General features: G+C 72.5%; 15 protein-coding genes. 8 read left to right on the forward strand and 7 right to left on the reverse strand.

Annotated elements, in window-relative coordinates; translation table 11 throughout:
- Entirely contained in the window at positions 1–732 is a 732-nt protein-coding gene (locus tag ACIBTU_RS37745; protein ID WP_399131275.1) for a ZIP family metal transporter, read from the reverse strand.
- Positions 733–792: 60 nt separating this feature from the next.
- Here ACIBTU_RS37745 and ACIBTU_RS37750 point away from each other — a divergent pair, with 60 nt between their 5' ends.
- Together ACIBTU_RS37750 and cobC are read left to right on the forward strand one after the other, a co-directional pair.
- On the forward strand, positions 793–1173 hold the full coding sequence (locus ACIBTU_RS37750; RefSeq protein ID WP_399131276.1) for a cobalamin biosynthesis protein: 381 nt from the start codon (positions 793–795) through the stop codon (positions 1171–1173).
- A 135-nt stretch (positions 1174–1308) separates the two neighbouring features.
- Complete coding sequence (cobC, locus tag ACIBTU_RS37755) at positions 1309–2646, forward strand: Rv2231c family pyridoxal phosphate-dependent protein CobC (protein ID WP_399131330.1); 1338 nt, start codon at positions 1309–1311, stop codon at positions 2644–2646.
- 218 nt (positions 2647–2864) lie between these two features.
- On the opposite strand, the gene ACIBTU_RS37760 is transcribed toward cobC, so the two are convergent.
- Both ACIBTU_RS37760 and ACIBTU_RS37765 read right to left on the reverse strand, forming a co-directional pair.
- Entirely contained in the window at positions 2865–3785 is a 921-nt protein-coding gene (locus tag ACIBTU_RS37760) for an SCO1860 family LAETG-anchored protein (RefSeq protein ID WP_399131277.1), read from the reverse strand.
- 313 nt (positions 3786–4098) lie between these two features.
- The gene (locus tag ACIBTU_RS37765) at positions 4099–5193 is read right to left on the reverse strand and encodes an amidohydrolase family protein (protein ID WP_399131279.1); all 1095 of its coding nucleotides are present in this window, start codon (positions 5191–5193) and stop codon (positions 4099–4101) included.
- Positions 5194–5272: 79 nt separating this feature from the next.
- Here ACIBTU_RS37765 and ACIBTU_RS37770 point away from each other — a divergent pair, with 79 nt between their 5' ends.
- The 5 genes from ACIBTU_RS37770 to thpD all read left to right on the forward strand — a co-directional run bounded on the left by ACIBTU_RS37770 (position 5273) and on the right by thpD (position 9945).
- A complete protein-coding gene (locus ACIBTU_RS37770; RefSeq protein WP_399131280.1) occupies positions 5273–6373 on the forward strand; it encodes a pyridoxal-phosphate-dependent aminotransferase family protein in 1101 nt (366 codons plus the stop codon).
- Positions 6374–6753: 380 nt separating this feature from the next.
- Complete coding sequence (ectA, locus tag ACIBTU_RS37775) at positions 6754–7260, forward strand: diaminobutyrate acetyltransferase (protein WP_399131281.1); 507 nt, start codon at positions 6754–6756, stop codon at positions 7258–7260.
- A gap of 59 nt (positions 7261–7319) precedes the next feature.
- Positions 7320–8591, forward strand: coding sequence for a diaminobutyrate--2-oxoglutarate transaminase (gene ectB / locus ACIBTU_RS37780; RefSeq protein WP_399131283.1), 1272 nt, complete (start codon positions 7320–7322; stop codon positions 8589–8591).
- Between the two features lie 38 nt (positions 8592–8629).
- Entirely contained in the window at positions 8630–9034 is a 405-nt protein-coding gene (locus tag ACIBTU_RS37785) for an ectoine synthase (protein WP_399131284.1), read from the forward strand.
- Positions 9035–9039: 5 nt separating this feature from the next.
- Entirely contained in the window at positions 9040–9945 is a 906-nt protein-coding gene (thpD, locus tag ACIBTU_RS37790; protein ID WP_399131285.1) for an ectoine hydroxylase, read from the forward strand.
- 72 nt (positions 9946–10017) lie between these two features.
- On the opposite strand, the gene ACIBTU_RS37795 is transcribed toward thpD, so the two are convergent.
- The 4 genes from ACIBTU_RS37795 to ACIBTU_RS37810 form a co-directional block, all read right to left on the reverse strand.
- On the reverse strand, positions 10018–11100 hold the full coding sequence (locus ACIBTU_RS37795) for an aminotransferase class V-fold PLP-dependent enzyme (protein ID WP_399131286.1): 1083 nt from the start codon (positions 11098–11100) through the stop codon (positions 10018–10020).
- A gap of 82 nt (positions 11101–11182) precedes the next feature.
- Positions 11183–11905 carry a DsbA family oxidoreductase gene (locus tag ACIBTU_RS37800; protein WP_399131287.1) on the reverse strand — a complete coding sequence of 241 codons (723 nt, stop codon included), beginning with the start codon at positions 11903–11905 and terminating at the stop codon, positions 11183–11185.
- 117 nt (positions 11906–12022) lie between these two features.
- On the reverse strand, positions 12023–12634 hold the full coding sequence (locus ACIBTU_RS37805; RefSeq protein WP_399131288.1) for a DUF1349 domain-containing protein: 612 nt from the start codon (positions 12632–12634) through the stop codon (positions 12023–12025).
- A gap of 5 nt (positions 12635–12639) precedes the next feature.
- Positions 12640–14169, reverse strand: coding sequence for an aldehyde dehydrogenase (NADP(+)) (locus tag ACIBTU_RS37810; RefSeq protein ID WP_399131289.1), 1530 nt, complete (start codon positions 14167–14169; stop codon positions 12640–12642).
- A gap of 136 nt (positions 14170–14305) precedes the next feature.
- On the opposite strand from ACIBTU_RS37810, the gene ACIBTU_RS37815 reads away from it, so the two are divergent.
- On the forward strand, positions 14306–15088 hold the full coding sequence (locus ACIBTU_RS37815) for an IclR family transcriptional regulator (RefSeq protein WP_399131290.1): 783 nt from the start codon (positions 14306–14308) through the stop codon (positions 15086–15088).
- The last annotated feature ends 50 nt before the right edge of the window (positions 15089–15138 follow it).

The raw sequence follows: 15138 nt of genomic DNA on the forward strand, positions 1-15138 counted from the left end.
TCAGCCCGCGAGGCCGACCACGAGCCAGATGAACCCCGCGCCCAGCGCCGTGCACAGCAGGGTGGAGCGCGCGGGGTGCTCGTGGTGGGCCTCGGGGAGGATCTCGGCGGCGGCGAGATACAGCAGGACGCCGCCGAAGAAGCCGAGATAGCCGCCGAGCAGTTGCTCCGGAATGGTGAACAGGAGCGTGGAGGCGGCGCCCACGACCGGCGCGAACGCGTCGGCGAACAGCATCATCACGGCCTTGCGGCGGGCGTTCCCGTACAGGCTGGTGATCGTGTACGTGTTGAAGCCGTCGGCGAAGTCGTGGGCGATGACGGCGACCGCGACGGCGAGGCCCATGCCGCCGCCGACCTGGAACGCGGCGCCGATGGCCATACCGTCCATCAGGCTGTGCCCGACCATCGCGGACGCGGCGGTGAGCCCGACCTCGGGGGCCCGGGCGTTGCCGTCCTCCTCTGCGCCGTGGGCGGCCTGCCGGTGGGCGAGGAGGTGCTCCAGGACGTGCGCGGCGAGGAAGCCGCCGACGAACAGGAGCAGGGCCGCCGGCACGCCGAACACGTCGTCGCCCAGCGCGTCCAGGGCCTCGGGCAGCAGGTCGAGTCCGACCACGCCGAGCATGAGTCCACCCGCGAGACCGAGCACCAGGTGGCGCCGGTCGGTGACCCGTTGCGCGGTCCAGCCGCCGACCAGGGTCATGAGAAAGGCGCCGAGCGCCACGAACACCGCCATGCGCCTTTGCTAACCCATCCGACCCCCGCGCCGCACATCCGGGGGTGTTCCGGTCGTGTCGTGGTGGGGGTCGGCGCCCGCTCCGGGGCCCCGGCGGACGAGGTCCTCGCGCTGGTCAGGGCGGTGCTCGCGGAGGCGGGCGTGGCCCGGGAGCGGGTCCGCGCGCTGGCGACCGTCACGGCCAAGGGGCGCGAACCGGGCCTGCTGCGGGCCGCGGAGGCGCTGGGCGTGCCGCTGGAGACCTACGACCCCGGACGCCTCGCGGCGGTGCCGGTGCCGCACCCTTCGGCGCGGGTCCGCTCCGCGACGGGCACGTCCTCGGTCGCGGAGGCCGCCGCGCTGGCCGGGGGCGGCGTGCTGCTCGTGCCCAAACGCGCGTCACGGGGCCCGGACGGCGGCCCCGGCCGCGTCACCTGCGCCGTGGCCGTCCAGGCCGACTGACCGACTCCCCCTTCGCCTCTCCCTCTCAAGGAGCCCGCCGTGCAGACCCCCTCCCCCGCCCTGCTCGCCGCCCTCGCGCGGCGGCTCGACGACGTCCTGGACGGCGCGGCCCGGGCCGAGGTGACGGTGCTGCTCGTGGGCGACGGCACGGCGGACCCGCTGGCGCGCGCCGAACTCGCCGCGTGCGCCCGCCTGTTGTGGGATCACGGCGGATACGAGGAGGTGGTCCCGGCGTTCCCCACGGGCGCCGCCCCCACGATCCTGTCGGCGCTCGACCGCGCGAGGGCGCTGGGCGCCCGGCGCATCGCGGTGCTGCCGTACGAGCCTCTGCCCGAGGAGGAGTTCGGGGAGCGGGTGGCGGCCTGGGCGGCGGCCCACCCGGAGGTGACGGTGAGCCGCGCCCCGGACATCGCCGACGCCACCGTCGAGGACGGGCCCGATCTGCGGCATCACGGGGACGCCGAGGTGCGGGACGACGGCGAGAAGCTCACGGATCTCGCGGTGAACGTGCGGACCGGGACCCCGCCGGTGTGGCTGCGGGAGCGGATCGGCGCGGCGCTGGAGGGGCTCGCGGCATATCCGGACGGGCGGGCGGCGCGGGCCGCCGTGGCGCGGCTGCACGGGGTGCCCGTGGAGCGGGTGCTGCTCACGGCCGGTGCGGCGGAGGCGTTCGTGCTGCTCGCGCGGGCGCTGCGGGTGCGGCGGCCGGTGGTCGTGCACCCGCAGTTCACGGAGCCGGAGGCGGCGCTGGAGGACGCGGGGCATGTGGTGCGGCGGGTGCTGCTGCGGGAGGAGGACGGGTTCCGGCTCGACCCGGCGCTCGTGCCCGAGGACGCGGATCTGGTCGTCGTCGGCAATCCCACCAATCCGACGTCCGTGCTGCATCCGGCCGGGGTGCTCGCCGCGCTGGCCCGGCCCGGGCGGGTGCTCGTGGTGGACGAGGCGTTCATGGACGCGGTGCCGGGCGAGCGGGAGGCGCTGGCGGGCCGCACGGATGTGCCCGGACTGGTGGTGCTGCGGAGCCTGACGAAGACGTGGGGGCTGGCGGGGCTGCGGATCGGGTACGTCGTGGCGGCGCCGGAGATCGTGGCGGAGCTGGAGCGGGCGCAGCCGTTGTGGCCGGTGTCCTCGCCGGCGCTGGTCGCCGCGCTGGGCTGTGTGTCGGAGCGGGGGGTCGCCGAGGCGCGGGGCGCCGCGGTGGCCGTCGCCGGTGACCGGGAGTATCTCGTGGGGCGGTTGCGGGAGTTGGCCGGGTTCGGAGTGTCCGTGGTGGGGCCGGCGGAGGGGCCGTTCGTACTGGTCCGGGTGCCGGGGGCGGCGGCTGTTCGGGGGGCGCTGCGTGAGGTGGGGATCGCTGTGCGGCGGGGCGACACGTTTCCCGGGCTCGGGGAGGACTGGATCCGGGTCGCGGTGCGGGACCGGTCCACGACCGACACCCTTGTCTCCGCCCTGAGCCGGATCCTCGCGCCGTAGCTCCGGGGGTCTCGTCGCCGGGTGCGCCCCCGGTGGGGGCTGGTCGCGCCCCGCGGCGGAGCCGCTGATGTCACAGCCCCGCGCCCCTGAAATGCAGACCCTTCGGGTCGCATTTCCCCGATGAGGCGCAGCCGCATCAGGGGCGCGGGGCTGTGTCGACGTGCGGCTCCGCCGCGTGGGCGCGGCCCGCCCCCACCGGGCCCGCAGTCGACCAACAACTAGGCGCGGCTGCGACCCCGGCGCGCCATACCCACCGCACCCGCACCGGCGATCAGCAGAGCGATCGCGCCGCCCGCCACGTACGGCGTCATCGAGTTGCCCCCCGTCTCCGCAAGGTCACCCTTCGGCTTCTCCGCGGCAGCGACAGGCCGCTCCCCCTTCTCGGCCTGCGGCTTCACATCGGCGGGCTTCGGCGCGGCCACGGCCTGGGGGGTCTCGCAGGTCGCCCCGGCGAGGGTCACCTCGCCCTCGACCTCGGCCACGTTGAGGTTCAACGGGTTGACGGAGACCTTGAGATGCAGCGCGGAGGCCGCCGCGGTCGTGGAGGTCGTGGACTTCTCGGAGAGGGTGAGGGAGACCTCGCCGACACCGGGCACCTTGATCTCGGTCGTCCCCCCGGTGGTCAGCGTGACCTTCTTGCCGAGGACGGTGACGGCCCCGAGGAGGTTCGACTCGGCGACGGGCGCCTGGCCGGCCACGCAGCGGGCCTTGGAGGTGACCTCGTCGACCTCGATGAGGGAGAGCAGCGGCAGGCCGGGGACGTGGACCTTGGCGTGGGCGAGCTGGGTGAAGCCCTCGGCGGTGCCGTCGGCGACGGTGGCCCTGGCCTTGGCGACGTCGGCGCGCAGGACGCTGAAGGGCTGCCCCTTGTTCACCCCGTCCAGGTTCACGGTGAGGGCGGTCTTGTCGGCGCTGGCGGGCGCCTGCACCTCGTTGAGCGAGACCTTGAGCGGGACGTTCACGGTCTTGTTGAGCAGGGAGACGTCCAGGCCGGTGCGGAGCACGACGGCGGAGGCCTTGCCGCCGCGGTCGCCGGTGGCGGCGGCCGGGCCCGCGCCCGCGAGGAGGACGGGACCGGCGGCGAGCGCGGTGGCGACGGCGGTCGCGGCGAGGCGGCGGAACGTAGTGGTGCTGGACATGCTGGTGGGACCCCCAGGACGGCGATAAGAGAAACGACGTGACGCGCGAGGTCGACGGCGTGCCGTCGGGGTGGGCGCACAGGGACAGGGCGCGGCACCGCCGACGGCGTCGACCGGTCATCGGTGAGGGAATCTTTACGCACTGAGAGTGAACGGGCCACCACCTGAAGTGAGTTCACTCCAAAGGGGGGTTTCCGTGCAGGTGCTCGATTTCAGGGGGTCCGTCTGTTCGCCGGGGTCACCCGGAGGAGCGGCGACGCCGGGGCGGACGCGGGGTGCGTAACGAGTACGCACCGGCGCGCGTCACGCCCCGTCAACCGACGACGTTGCCCCGCAGCACGATCCGGCGCGGTGCGGCGAGCGCCGCCACGTCGGCCCGCGGGTCCGTGCCGTAGACGACGAGGTCGGCGGGGGCACCCTCGTCGAGGCCCGGGCGGCCGAGCCAGCTCCGGGCGTTCCAGGCGGTCGCGCCGAGGGCGTCGACGGCGGGGAGACCGGCCTTGACGAGTTCGGCGACCTCGCCGGCGACGAGGCCGTGCGCGAGGGAGCCGCCGGCGTCGGTGCCGACGAACACCGGGATGCCGGCGTCGTAGGCGTTGCGCACGGTGTCGTAGCGGTTGTCGTAGAGCCGTCGCATGTGGGCGGACCAGCGCGGGAACTTCTGCTCGCCGCCCGCGGCGAGGTCCGGGAACGTGGCGATGTTGACGAGCGTGGGGACGATCGCGACGCCGCGCTCGGCGAAGAGCGGGATCAGGTCGTCGGTCAGGCCGGTGGCGTGCTCGATGCAGTCGATGCCGGCCTCGACGAGGTCGCGCAGCGAGTTCTCGGCGAAGCAGTGGGCGGTGACGCGGGCGCCGAGCCGGTGCGCCTCCGCGATGCCCGCCTCGACGGCCTCGCGCGGCCAGCAGGGGGTGAGGTCGCCCGCGTCCCGGTCGATCCAGTCGCCGACGAGCTTGACCCAGCCGTCGCCGCGCCGGGCCTCCTGGGCGACGTAGGCGACGAGGTCCTCGGGCTCGATCTCGTGGGCGTAGTTGCGGATGTAGCGGCGGGTGCGGGCGATGTGGCGGCCGGCGCGGACGATCCGGGGCAGGTCCTCGCGGTCGTCGATCCAGCGGGTGTCGGAGGGCGAGCCGGCGTCGCGCAGCAGCAGGGTGCCGGCGTCGCGGTCGGTGAGGGCCTGCTTCTCGGCGGTCTCGGCGGGCACCGGCCCGTGCGTGTCCAGGCCGACGTGGCAGTGGGCGTCGACGAGGCCGGGCAGCGTCCAGCCCTCCACGCTGGTCACGTCGAGGCCCGCGGAGACGGGCCGCTCGTACGTGATCCGGCCGTCGACCACCCACAGTTCGTCGCGTACGTCGTCGGGTCCGGCCAGGACCCGGCCCTTCACATGCAGCACCGCGCGATCGCTCATGGTCCAAGCCTATGAGGGGGCCGGTTACGCTCGTCAGCGGCATCACCGCCGAACCCGTGAGCGAAGAGAGAGCACCACCGTGACGCACCCGTTTCTCGATCTGGCCCCGCTGAGCGCCGAGCACTTCGCCTCCGTCGAGGACCGTGTGGCCCGGCTCATGGACACCGCGCAGGACGTCGTGATCATGCAGGGCGAGGCGCTGCTCCCGCTGGAGGGCGCGATCCGCGCCGCCGCGGGACCGGGCACCGTCGCCCTGAACGTGATCACCGGTCCGTACGGGCAGACCTTCGGCGACTGGCTGCGCGACTGCGGCGCGACCGTGCACGACCTGGCGGTGCCGTTCCACACGGCGGTCACCGCGGAGCAGGTCCGGCAGGCCTTCGCCGAGCACCCCGACATCGACTTCGTGTCGCTGGTGCACGCGGAGGCGGCGACCGGCAACACGAACCCCGTCGCGGAGATCGGCGAGGTCGTGCGGGAGCACGGCGCGCTGTTCTACCTGGACGCGGTCGCCTCGATCGCCGCGGAGCCGGTGCTGCCGGACGCCTGGGGCGTGGACCTGTGCGTGATCGGCGCGCAGAAGGCGATGGGCGGCCCGGCGGGCGTCTCGGCCGTGTCGGTGAGCGCCCGTGCCTGGGAGCGGATGGCCGCCAACCCGCACGCGCCGCGCCACTCGTACCTGTCGCTGCTCGACTGGAAGCAGCGCTGGATCGACGGCGGCCGCAAGGCGCTGCTGCACGCTCCGGCGCAGTTGGAGATGCTGGCCCTGGAGGCCTGCGTGGAGCGGATCGAGAGCGAGGGTCTGGACGCGCTGACGGCCCGTCACGCGAGCGCGGCGGCGGCGACCCGGGCCGGAACGCTGGCGCTGGGCGGCGGACTCGAGCCGTACGTGCACGCGGCGCGGGACGCGGCGCCGGTGGCCACGACGCTGCGCGCGCCGGCCGGCACGGACGCGCGGGACCTGGTGGCGAAGTCGCTGGCGGCGGACCCGGTGCTGCCGCTGGTGGCGGGCGGTGGCGCGCTGGCCGCGGAGATGATCCGGGTCAACCACTACGGGCCGCAGGCCACGCGCGGTGTCGTGCAGTCCTCGCTGGCCGCGCTGGGCGGTGCGCTCGCGGAGGCCGGGATCGCGGTCGACCTGGAGGCGGCCCGCAAGGCCGTCGCGGCGGCCTGGGAGTAGTCAGGACCCGCGAGCACGCACACAGGGGCGCCGTCCTTTTCGGACGGCGCCTTTCTTATTTTCCCCACACATTCAGGGACATCATTTCCGTATTATTTATCAGGGCAGCTTCCCGTACTGCTTCTGCCCGCTTTCTCGCGACGTAAACACTAAGATTTCAACAACGGGATCCTGCGGAATTCGGGCGGGTTCCGGAGGCGTTACGTACCTGTGACGCACTCCACATCGACTGCGTTATGCACCTTTCGCACCGCACAAATGCCGACATTCCGCCGAAGTCTCACGCGCGTACCCACCCGCGCTCGATAACACAGATCAGGGGCGTGCGTAACCCCTGCCCCGGATGCAATCCCAAAAATTGCTCGGTAAATTCAATTCGCATGACCGCCGTACAAGCGCAATTCCAGCTCGACCATCCCGGAGTGGCCGACGGCGCCGCGATCTGGCGTATCGCTCGTGACTCCAAGGTCCTCGACCTCAACTCCTCGTACAGCTATCTGCTCTGGTGCCGGGACTTCGCCGGCACCTCCGTGGTGGCGCGCGACGAGACCGGTGAGGTCGCCGGATTCGTGACCGGTTACTTCCGTCCCGAGCGCCCGGAGACCCTCGTGGTCTGGCAGGTCGCCGTGGACCACGGACACCGCGGGCACGGTCTGGCCGGAGCGCTGCTCGACGGCCTGACCGCCAAGGTCAGAGACTCGGGACGGCAGGTCACGACCGTCGAGACCACCATCACCCCGGACAACACGGCGTCCCAGGCGCTGTTCCTGTCCTACGCGCGCCGGCACGGCGCCGGAGTGGAGCGCCAGGTCCTGTTCGACGCGGGCCTGTTCCCCGACGACGGGCACCTGCCCGAGGAGCTGTACCGCATCGGGCCGCTGGCCTGAGCACGGCCCCGCCACCCGACGACCCCCCGCAACTTCCCTCCCTCAGAGGAGCTTTCGCTGTGACCATCACCCAGCCGGACCTGAGCGTCTTCGAGACCCTTGAGTCGGAGGTGCGCAGCTACTGCCGCGGCTGGCCCACCGTCTTCGACCGGGCCCAGGGCAGCCGCATGTACGACGAGGACGGCCACGAGTACCTGGACTTCTTCGCGGGCGCCGGCTCGCTCAACTACGGGCACAACAACCCCGTGCTGAAACGCGCCCTGATCGACTACATCGAGCGGGACGGCGTCACCCACGGGCTCGACATGTCGACCTCGGCGAAGCGCAACTTCCTGGAGACGTTCCAGAACGTCGTCCTGCGCCCGCGCGACCTGCCGTACAAGGTCATGTTCCCGGGCCCGACGGGCACCAACGCCGTCGAGTCCGCGCTGAAGCTGGCCCGCAAGGTCAAGGGCCGCGAGTCGATCGTGTCGTTCACGAACGCCTTCCACGGCATGTCGCTCGGCTCGCTGGCCGTCACCGGCAACGCGTTCAAGCGGGCCGGCGCCGGCATCCCGCTGGTGCACGGCACCCCGATGCCGTTCGACAACTACCTGGACGGGCAGACCCCGGACTTCATCTGGTTCGAGCGGCTGCTCGAGGACTCCGGGTCGGGTCTGAACACCCCCGCCGCGGTGATCGTCGAGACGGTGCAGGGCGAGGGCGGCATCAACGTCGCCCGCGCCGAGTGGCTGCGCAAGCTCGCCGACGTGTGCGAGCGCTGGGACATGCTGCTCATCGTCGACGACATCCAGATGGGCTGCGGCCGCACCGGCGCCTTCTTCTCCTTCGAGGAGGCGGGCATCACGCCGGACATCGTGACCGTGTCCAAGTCCATCAGCGGGTACGGGCTCCCCATGTCCCTGTGCCTGTTCAAGCCGGAGCTCGACATCTGGGAGCCGGGCGAGCACAACGGCACGTTCCGCGGCAACAACCCCGCGTTCGTGACGGCCGCCGCCGCCCTGGAGACGTACTGGACCGACGGCCCGGCCATGGAGAAGCAGACCCTGGCCCGCGGCGAGCAGATCGAGGAGACCCTCGCCGCACTGCGCGCCGAGTACTCCGACGACATCGTCGAGTACCGCGGCCGCGGCCTGGTCTGGGGCTTCGAGTTCCGCGACAAGGAGCGGGCCAACAAGGTCGCCCGGCGCGCCTTCGAGCTCGGCCTGCTCATCGAGACCTCCGGCCCCGAGGGCGAGGTCGTCAAGCTGCTTCCGGCGCTGACGATCACGCCCGAGGAGCTGGACGAGGGTCTGCGCACGCTCACCCGGGCTGTGCGCGAGACCGCCTGAGAAGTTCCACGCACCACGAGGAAAGGCAGCAACTCACCGTGATTGTCCGTTCGTTCAAGGAGATCGAGAACACCGACCGGCACGTGAAGTCGGCGTCCGGCACCTGGGAGAGCAAGCGCATCGTCCTCGCCAAGGAGAAGGTCGGCTTCTCCCTGCACGAGACGACGCTCTACGCGGGCACCGAGACCGACATGTGGTACGCCAACCACATCGAAGCGGTGCTGTGCGTGGAGGGCGAGGCCGAGCTCGAGAACCGGGAGACCGGCGAGAAGCACTGGATCGAGCCGGGCACGATGTACCTCCTGAACGGCCACGAGCGCCACACGCTTCGGCCCAAGACCGACTTCCGCTGCGTGTGCGTGTTCAACCCTCCCGTGACCGGACGGGAGGACCATGACGAGAACGGTGTCTACCCGCTGCTGACCGAGCCCGAGGAGGTCTGATCCCGATGACCGTGCTGAACTCCGCCCCTGGCGTCGCCGACCTGTACCCGACCCGCGGGAAGACGGAGGTGGCGACTCCCCGGGTCGACCCCGTCGTCTGGTCGGAGCCCGGCGCGCGCGGTCCGATCCGCCAGTCGGACCTGGCGGGCTTCGAGCGCGACGGCTTCCTCGCGATCGAGGAGCTGATCGGCGCGGACGAGATCGGGGTCTACCAGGCCGAGCTGGAGCGGCTCGTGCACGACCCGGCGATCAAGGCCGACGAGCGCTCGATCGTGGAGAAGGCCTCGCAGAAGGTGCGGTCGGTCTTCGAGGTTCACAAGATCAGTGAGGTGTTCGCCCGGCTGGTCCGCGACGAGCGTGTCGTGGGCCGGGCCCGGCAGATCCTCGGCTCGGACGTCTACGTCCACCAGTCGCGGATCAACGTGAAGCCCGGCTTCGGCGCGAGCGGCTTCTACTGGCACTCGGACTTCGAGACCTGGCACGCCGAGGACGGTCTGCCGAACATGCGGACGGTGTCCGTCTCCATCGCCCTGACGGAGAACTACGACACCAACGGCGGGCTCATGATCATGCCCGGCTCGCACAAGACGTTCCTGGGCTGCGCCGGCGAGACGCCCACGGACAACTACAAGCGGTCCCTGCAGATGCAGGACGCGGGCACCCCGTCCGACGAGGCGCTGACCTCGCTGGCCGACGAGTACGGCATCCGGCTGTTCACCGGGAAGTCCGGCTCGGCGACCTGGTTCGACTGCAACGCGATGCACGGCTCCGGCGACAACATCACGCCGTACCCGCGCTCGAACGTCTTCATCGTGTTCAACAGCGTGGAGAACACGGCGGTGGAGCCCTTCGCGGCCCCGGTCCGCCGCCCCGAGTTCATTGGTGCGCGGGACTTCACGCCGGTGAAGTAGGCCTTCTGTGGTCCTGCGGTGACGGAGCGGGGCGGGGCCTTCGGGTCCCGCCCCGCTCCGTTCTCCTGTCGCTCAGGCCAGGGCGTGGAGGAGGCGGTCCACGTCGTCCTGCGTGTTGTAGAGGTGGAAGGACGCGCGCAGGTTGCCGGCGCGGTTGGACACCTCGATGCCCTGCGTGCGCAGTTCGGGCTGGCGGGCGCCCAGTCCGGGGACGGACACGATGGGCGAGCCCGGGGCGGGGATCGGGGCGAGGCCCCGCTCGGCGAGCCCGGCCTTGAAGCGCTCGGCGAGGGCCAGGTCGTGGGCGTACACCGTGTCGGGGCCCAGTTCCTCGATCAGTTCGAGGGAGCGGCGGGCTCCGGTGTACGAGATCAGTCCCGGGGTCTCGTCGAAACGGCGCGCGGAACCGGCGAGTTCGGTGACCGGGCCGTAGCAGCTGTCCCAGGGCCGCTCCCCCGCGACCCAGCCGCCGAACACCGGGCGCAGCGCGGCGAAGCCCTCCGGGTCGGCGGGGCCGATGAAGAACGTCGCGCCGCGCGGGCAGGTGAGCCACTTGAACGCGACGGACGTGACGTAGTCCGCGTGCGGGGCGTGCTCGGTGAGCGGGTACCAGCCGGCGGCCTGCGAGGCGTCCACGTAGAGCCGGGCGCCGTGGGCGCGGGTCGCCTCCCGCAGGGCCTTGACGTCGGCGACGCGGCCGTCGGCGGACTGGGCGGCGCTGACCGCGACGAGCGCGGTGCCGGGGCGGACGGACTCGGCGAGCGCCTCCAGCGGCACGGTGCGGACCTTGAGGTCCGGGCGCACATGGAACGGGTTGATCGTGGAGCTGAACTCGCCCTCGGCGGTGAGGACTTCGGCGCCGTCGGGGAGCGAGGCGGCGATCAGGCCGGTGTAGACGGCGACGGAGTTGCCGGTCGCGACGCGCTCGGCGGGGACGCCGGCCAGCCGGGCGAACGCGGCGCGCGCGTCCTCCACGTCGGTGAACAGGTCGTCGATGGAGCCGCCCTCGGCCATCACGGTGATCGCGTCGCGCATCGCGGCGGTGGCCCGGGCCGGGAGGAGGCCTGAGCTCGCCGTGTTCAGGTAGGTGGTGGCCGGGGTGTACTCGGCGCGGACCAGGCCGGCGTCGAGCGGGGGCACAGCGGAAGTCTCCATGCGTCCACTGTGCCCCGCCGCCAACTACCCGTCCATTGCGGATGTTTGAGCAGTACCTCTAAGAGGTGCTTATCAGTGCAGGTCAGGCCTGGGGCACGGCGCAGCCGTCGGGGCCGCAGACGTCACCGTCCGCGCCGTCGGCGGTCTCGATGACGGTGAGCGGGGAGCGGGCGGTCCAGGCCTGGGTGAGGGCCTGCGTGAAGACCTCGGCGGGCTGGGCGCCGGAGACGCCGAACTTGCGGTCGAGCACGAAGAACGGGACTCCGGTCGCGCCCAGCGCGGCGGCCTCCTGCTCGTCGGCGCGGACCGCGTCGGCGTACGCCTCGGGGTCGGCGAGGACGCCGCGGACCTCGGTCTCGTCGAGGCCGGCGTCGACGGCGAGCTTCACGACGTGCTCCTCGTCGGCGAAGACGGACGCGTCCTCGGCGAAGTTGCCGCGGTACAGGGCGTCGATCATCGCGTCCTGGAGGCCGCGCTCGTGGGCCAGGTGGAGGAGGCGGTGCAGGTCGAAGCTGTTGCCGTAGTCGCGGCCCTCGGTGAGGTAGGGCAGGCCGAGCGCGCCGGCCTGCTGGCCGAGGCCCTTCTCGTTGGCGGCGGCCTGGGCCTCGCTGATGCCGTACTTCTCGGCGATGTGCGGGACGACGAGGGCGGTGAAGTCCTTCTTCACCGTCGGGTCGAGCTCGAAGGACCGGTGCACGACCTCGACCTCGTCCTTGTGCGGGAAGGCGTCGAGCGCCTGCTCGAACCGGGCCTTGCCGATGTAGCAGAACGGGCAGTTGATGTCGGTCCAGATCTCGACGCGCATGAGGTTCTCTCGCTCCAGTGTCGTACGCGGCAGGGGGTGCCCTGCGCCCCCGTACAACGACACCCGGTGCCACGAACATTCCCGCCCGCCGCTCCGGCCCTCCGGGGGCCGGAGCGGTCAGGAACCGTCACGGAGGGATTCGGGCCAGGTGGGGCGGTACTCGATGTGGTCGTAGGTGACGACGCAGCCCTCGCCGACCGGGGACTGCGCGAGGAAGCCGATCAGCGCCGCGCCCGCCGTCTTCTCGTCACCCAGCGTGAAGATCCGGACGAAGGTCCAGGTGGACCCGTCGGTCGAGGCGTGGAAGGCGAACGCGGCCCCGGTCCGGCTGATCCGGAGCCAGACGGAGCGGCCCGCGACCACGAACGCGTTCGCGTCGTCCGAGTGGCCCCGGGTGACGACCGTGCAGATCGTGGGCTCGTCCGGCGACCGCTCGAAGCACAGCTTGGCCCACTCCCGCTCCCCGACGTGGAGGTAGAGCACCCCCGCGTCGAAGGCCGCCTCGAACCCGACCGTGACCCGCGCGATCAGCTGGAAGTCCCCCTCCGGCGCCGCCCCCAGCAGGCGCGGCGCGTCGGAGGCGGGCTCCAGGGAGTCACCCGTGGGCGGCACGAACCGGTCCTGCCGGGGCCCCGCCCACCCCGTGAGCGTCCCGCCCTCGTACGACCAGTTGCCGTCGGGACCGTAGCTGCGCAGCGGGAAGGGCAGTTCGGGGAGTCGCAGTTCCATGCCGGTCAGTTTTCCAGGCGGCCGTTGTAGCGGCGCGGCAGCCCCAGCGGATTGCCGTCCCGCAGCTCGGGCGGCAGCAGCGCCTCGGGCGTCGTCTGGTACGCGACCGGCCGCAGCCAGCGCTCGATCGCGGTGCCGCCGACCGAGGTGGAGGTGGAGGTGGTCGCCGGGTAGGGCCCGCCGTGGTGCTGGGCGGGCGCGACGGCGACTCCGGTCGGCCAGCCGTTGACGAGGACGCGGCCCGCGAGCGGCGTGAGCTCGGCGAGGAGCTCGGCGCCCCGGCCCTCGCCGGCGGCCTCGCCCTCGGAGAGCTGGAGCGTGGCGGAGAGGTTGCCGGGCAGCCGGGACAGGACCGCCGTCACCTCGTCCGGCGAGCCGTAGCGGGCGACGACGGTGACCGGCCCGAAGCACTCCTCGAGGAGCAGGTCGTGCGGCCCGTCCTCGGCGAGCCGCGCGGCGGGCACCGTGAGGAACCCGGGCGCGACGGTGTGGTCGCTGCCCGCGCCCGGTGTGACCGGCGCGTCGACGTCGGGCAGCCCGGCGCGCGCGGCGACCCCGGCGACGAAGTTGTCCCGCATCCGGTGGTCGAGCAGGACCCCGGCCTCGGTGTCGCTGACGGCGGCGGTGAGCGTCTTGACCAGGGCGTCGCCGGCCTCGCCGCGGGGCGCGAAGACGAGGCCCGGCTTCACGCAGAACTGGCCGACGCCCAGCGTCATGGATCCGGCCAGGCCCGTACCGATGGTGTCGGCGCGCTCGGCGGCCGCCGCCTCGGTGATCACGACGGGGTTGAGCGAGCCGAGCTCTCCGTGGAACGGGATCGGCACGGGCCGGGCCGCCGCCGCGTCGAAGAGGGCGCGCCCGCCGCGTACGGAACCGGTGAAACCGGCGGCGGCGACGAGCGGGTGCCGGACCAGTTCGATCCCGGCCTCGAAGCCGTGGACCAGGCCGAGGACGCCCTCGGGGATGCCGTGCCGGGCGGCGGCGCGGCGGATCGTGGCCGCGACGAGCTCGGAGGTGGCGGGGTGGTCGGGGTGGGCCTTGACGACGACCGGGCAGCCCGCGGCGAGCGCGCTCGCGGTGTCGCCGCCGGGGACGGAGAAGGCGAAGGGGAAGTTCGAGGCCGAGTAGACGGCGACGACGCCCAGCGGGATCTTGTAGCGGCGCAGGTCCGGGACGGGCGGGGTGGCCTTGGTGTCCGGGTGGTCGATGACCACGTCGAGGAAGGCGCCCTCGTCGACGATGTCGGCGAACGCCCGCAACTGGTAGCAGGTGCGGGCGAGTTCTCCGGTGAGCCGGACGGGGCCGAGCGCGGTCTCCGCGTCGGCGGCCTCGACGAGGTGTTCCTCGGCGGCCGCGAGCAGTTCGGCGGCGGAGCGCAGGAACGCGGCGCGGACGCCGCGGTCGGCGAGCGCGGTGCGGGCCGCGTGGGCGGCGTGGACCGCCTGGTCCACCTCCTGCGGTGTCGCCTCGACGGCAACCTGCTCCCGCTGCTTCCCGGTTCGGGGGTCGACACTCCAGACTGGTGCTGCTGCCACCGCGGATCCTTCCAGCTTTTCTCGAAGCTCACCGGGCGGGCCAGGAGCGCTGTTCGATATACTGAACGCTGTCTCTCAGCGTGAACGCGTATCGAGACTGGACAGTAATTCCCGTGGAACGAAGGGGTCAAGGGAGATGTCGGCAGGCGAGGCGGGGGCCGCCGCGGGCGGTGCCCAGGTCAAATCGGCGGTCCGCACGGTGGAGCTGCTCGAGTACTTCGCCGGGCGCCCCGGCATGCACTCGCTGGCCGCGGTCCAGGAGGCCGTCGGTTACCCCAAGTCCAGCCTGTACATGCTGCTGCGCACGCTCGTCGAGCTCGGCTGGGTCGAGACCGACGCGACCGGCACGCGGTACGGCATCGGGGTGCGGGCGCTGCTGGTCGGCACCTCGTACATCGACGGCGACGAGGTGGTCGCGGCGGCGCGGCCGACGCTGGACCGGTTGTCCGACGACACGACCGAGACGATCCACCTGGCCCGGCTCGACGGCACGAACGTCGTGTACCTCGCCACGCGCCAGTCGCAGCACTATCTGCGGCCCTTCACGCGGGTGGGGCGGCGGCTGCCCGCGCACTCGACCTCGCTCGGCAAGGCGCTGCTCTCGACGCACACCGACGAGCAGGTCCGCAAGATGCTTCCGGAGACGCTGCCCGCGCTGACCGAGCACACGATCACGGACCGCGAGAAGCTCATCGAGGAGCTGCACCAGGTGCGTGAGCAGGGCTTCGCGGTGGACCGCGAGGAGAACACGCTGGGGCTGCGCTGCTTCGGCGTGGCCATCCCGTACCGGACCCCGGCCCGGGACGCGATCTCCTGCTCGGTGCCGGTCGCCCGCCTCACGCCCGCGCACGAGCAGATGGTCAAGGACGCCCTCTTCGACGCCCGGGACCGTCTGACCCTGGCCACCCGCCGCCTGTAGTCCTGCTTCCCGCCTCCGCCCCTCCCCCGCGCGGCGGAGGCGGATCACCG

Source organism: Streptomyces sp. NPDC050145 (assembly GCF_044460245.1).
GTDB lineage: Bacteria > Actinomycetota > Actinomycetes > Streptomycetales > Streptomycetaceae > Streptomyces.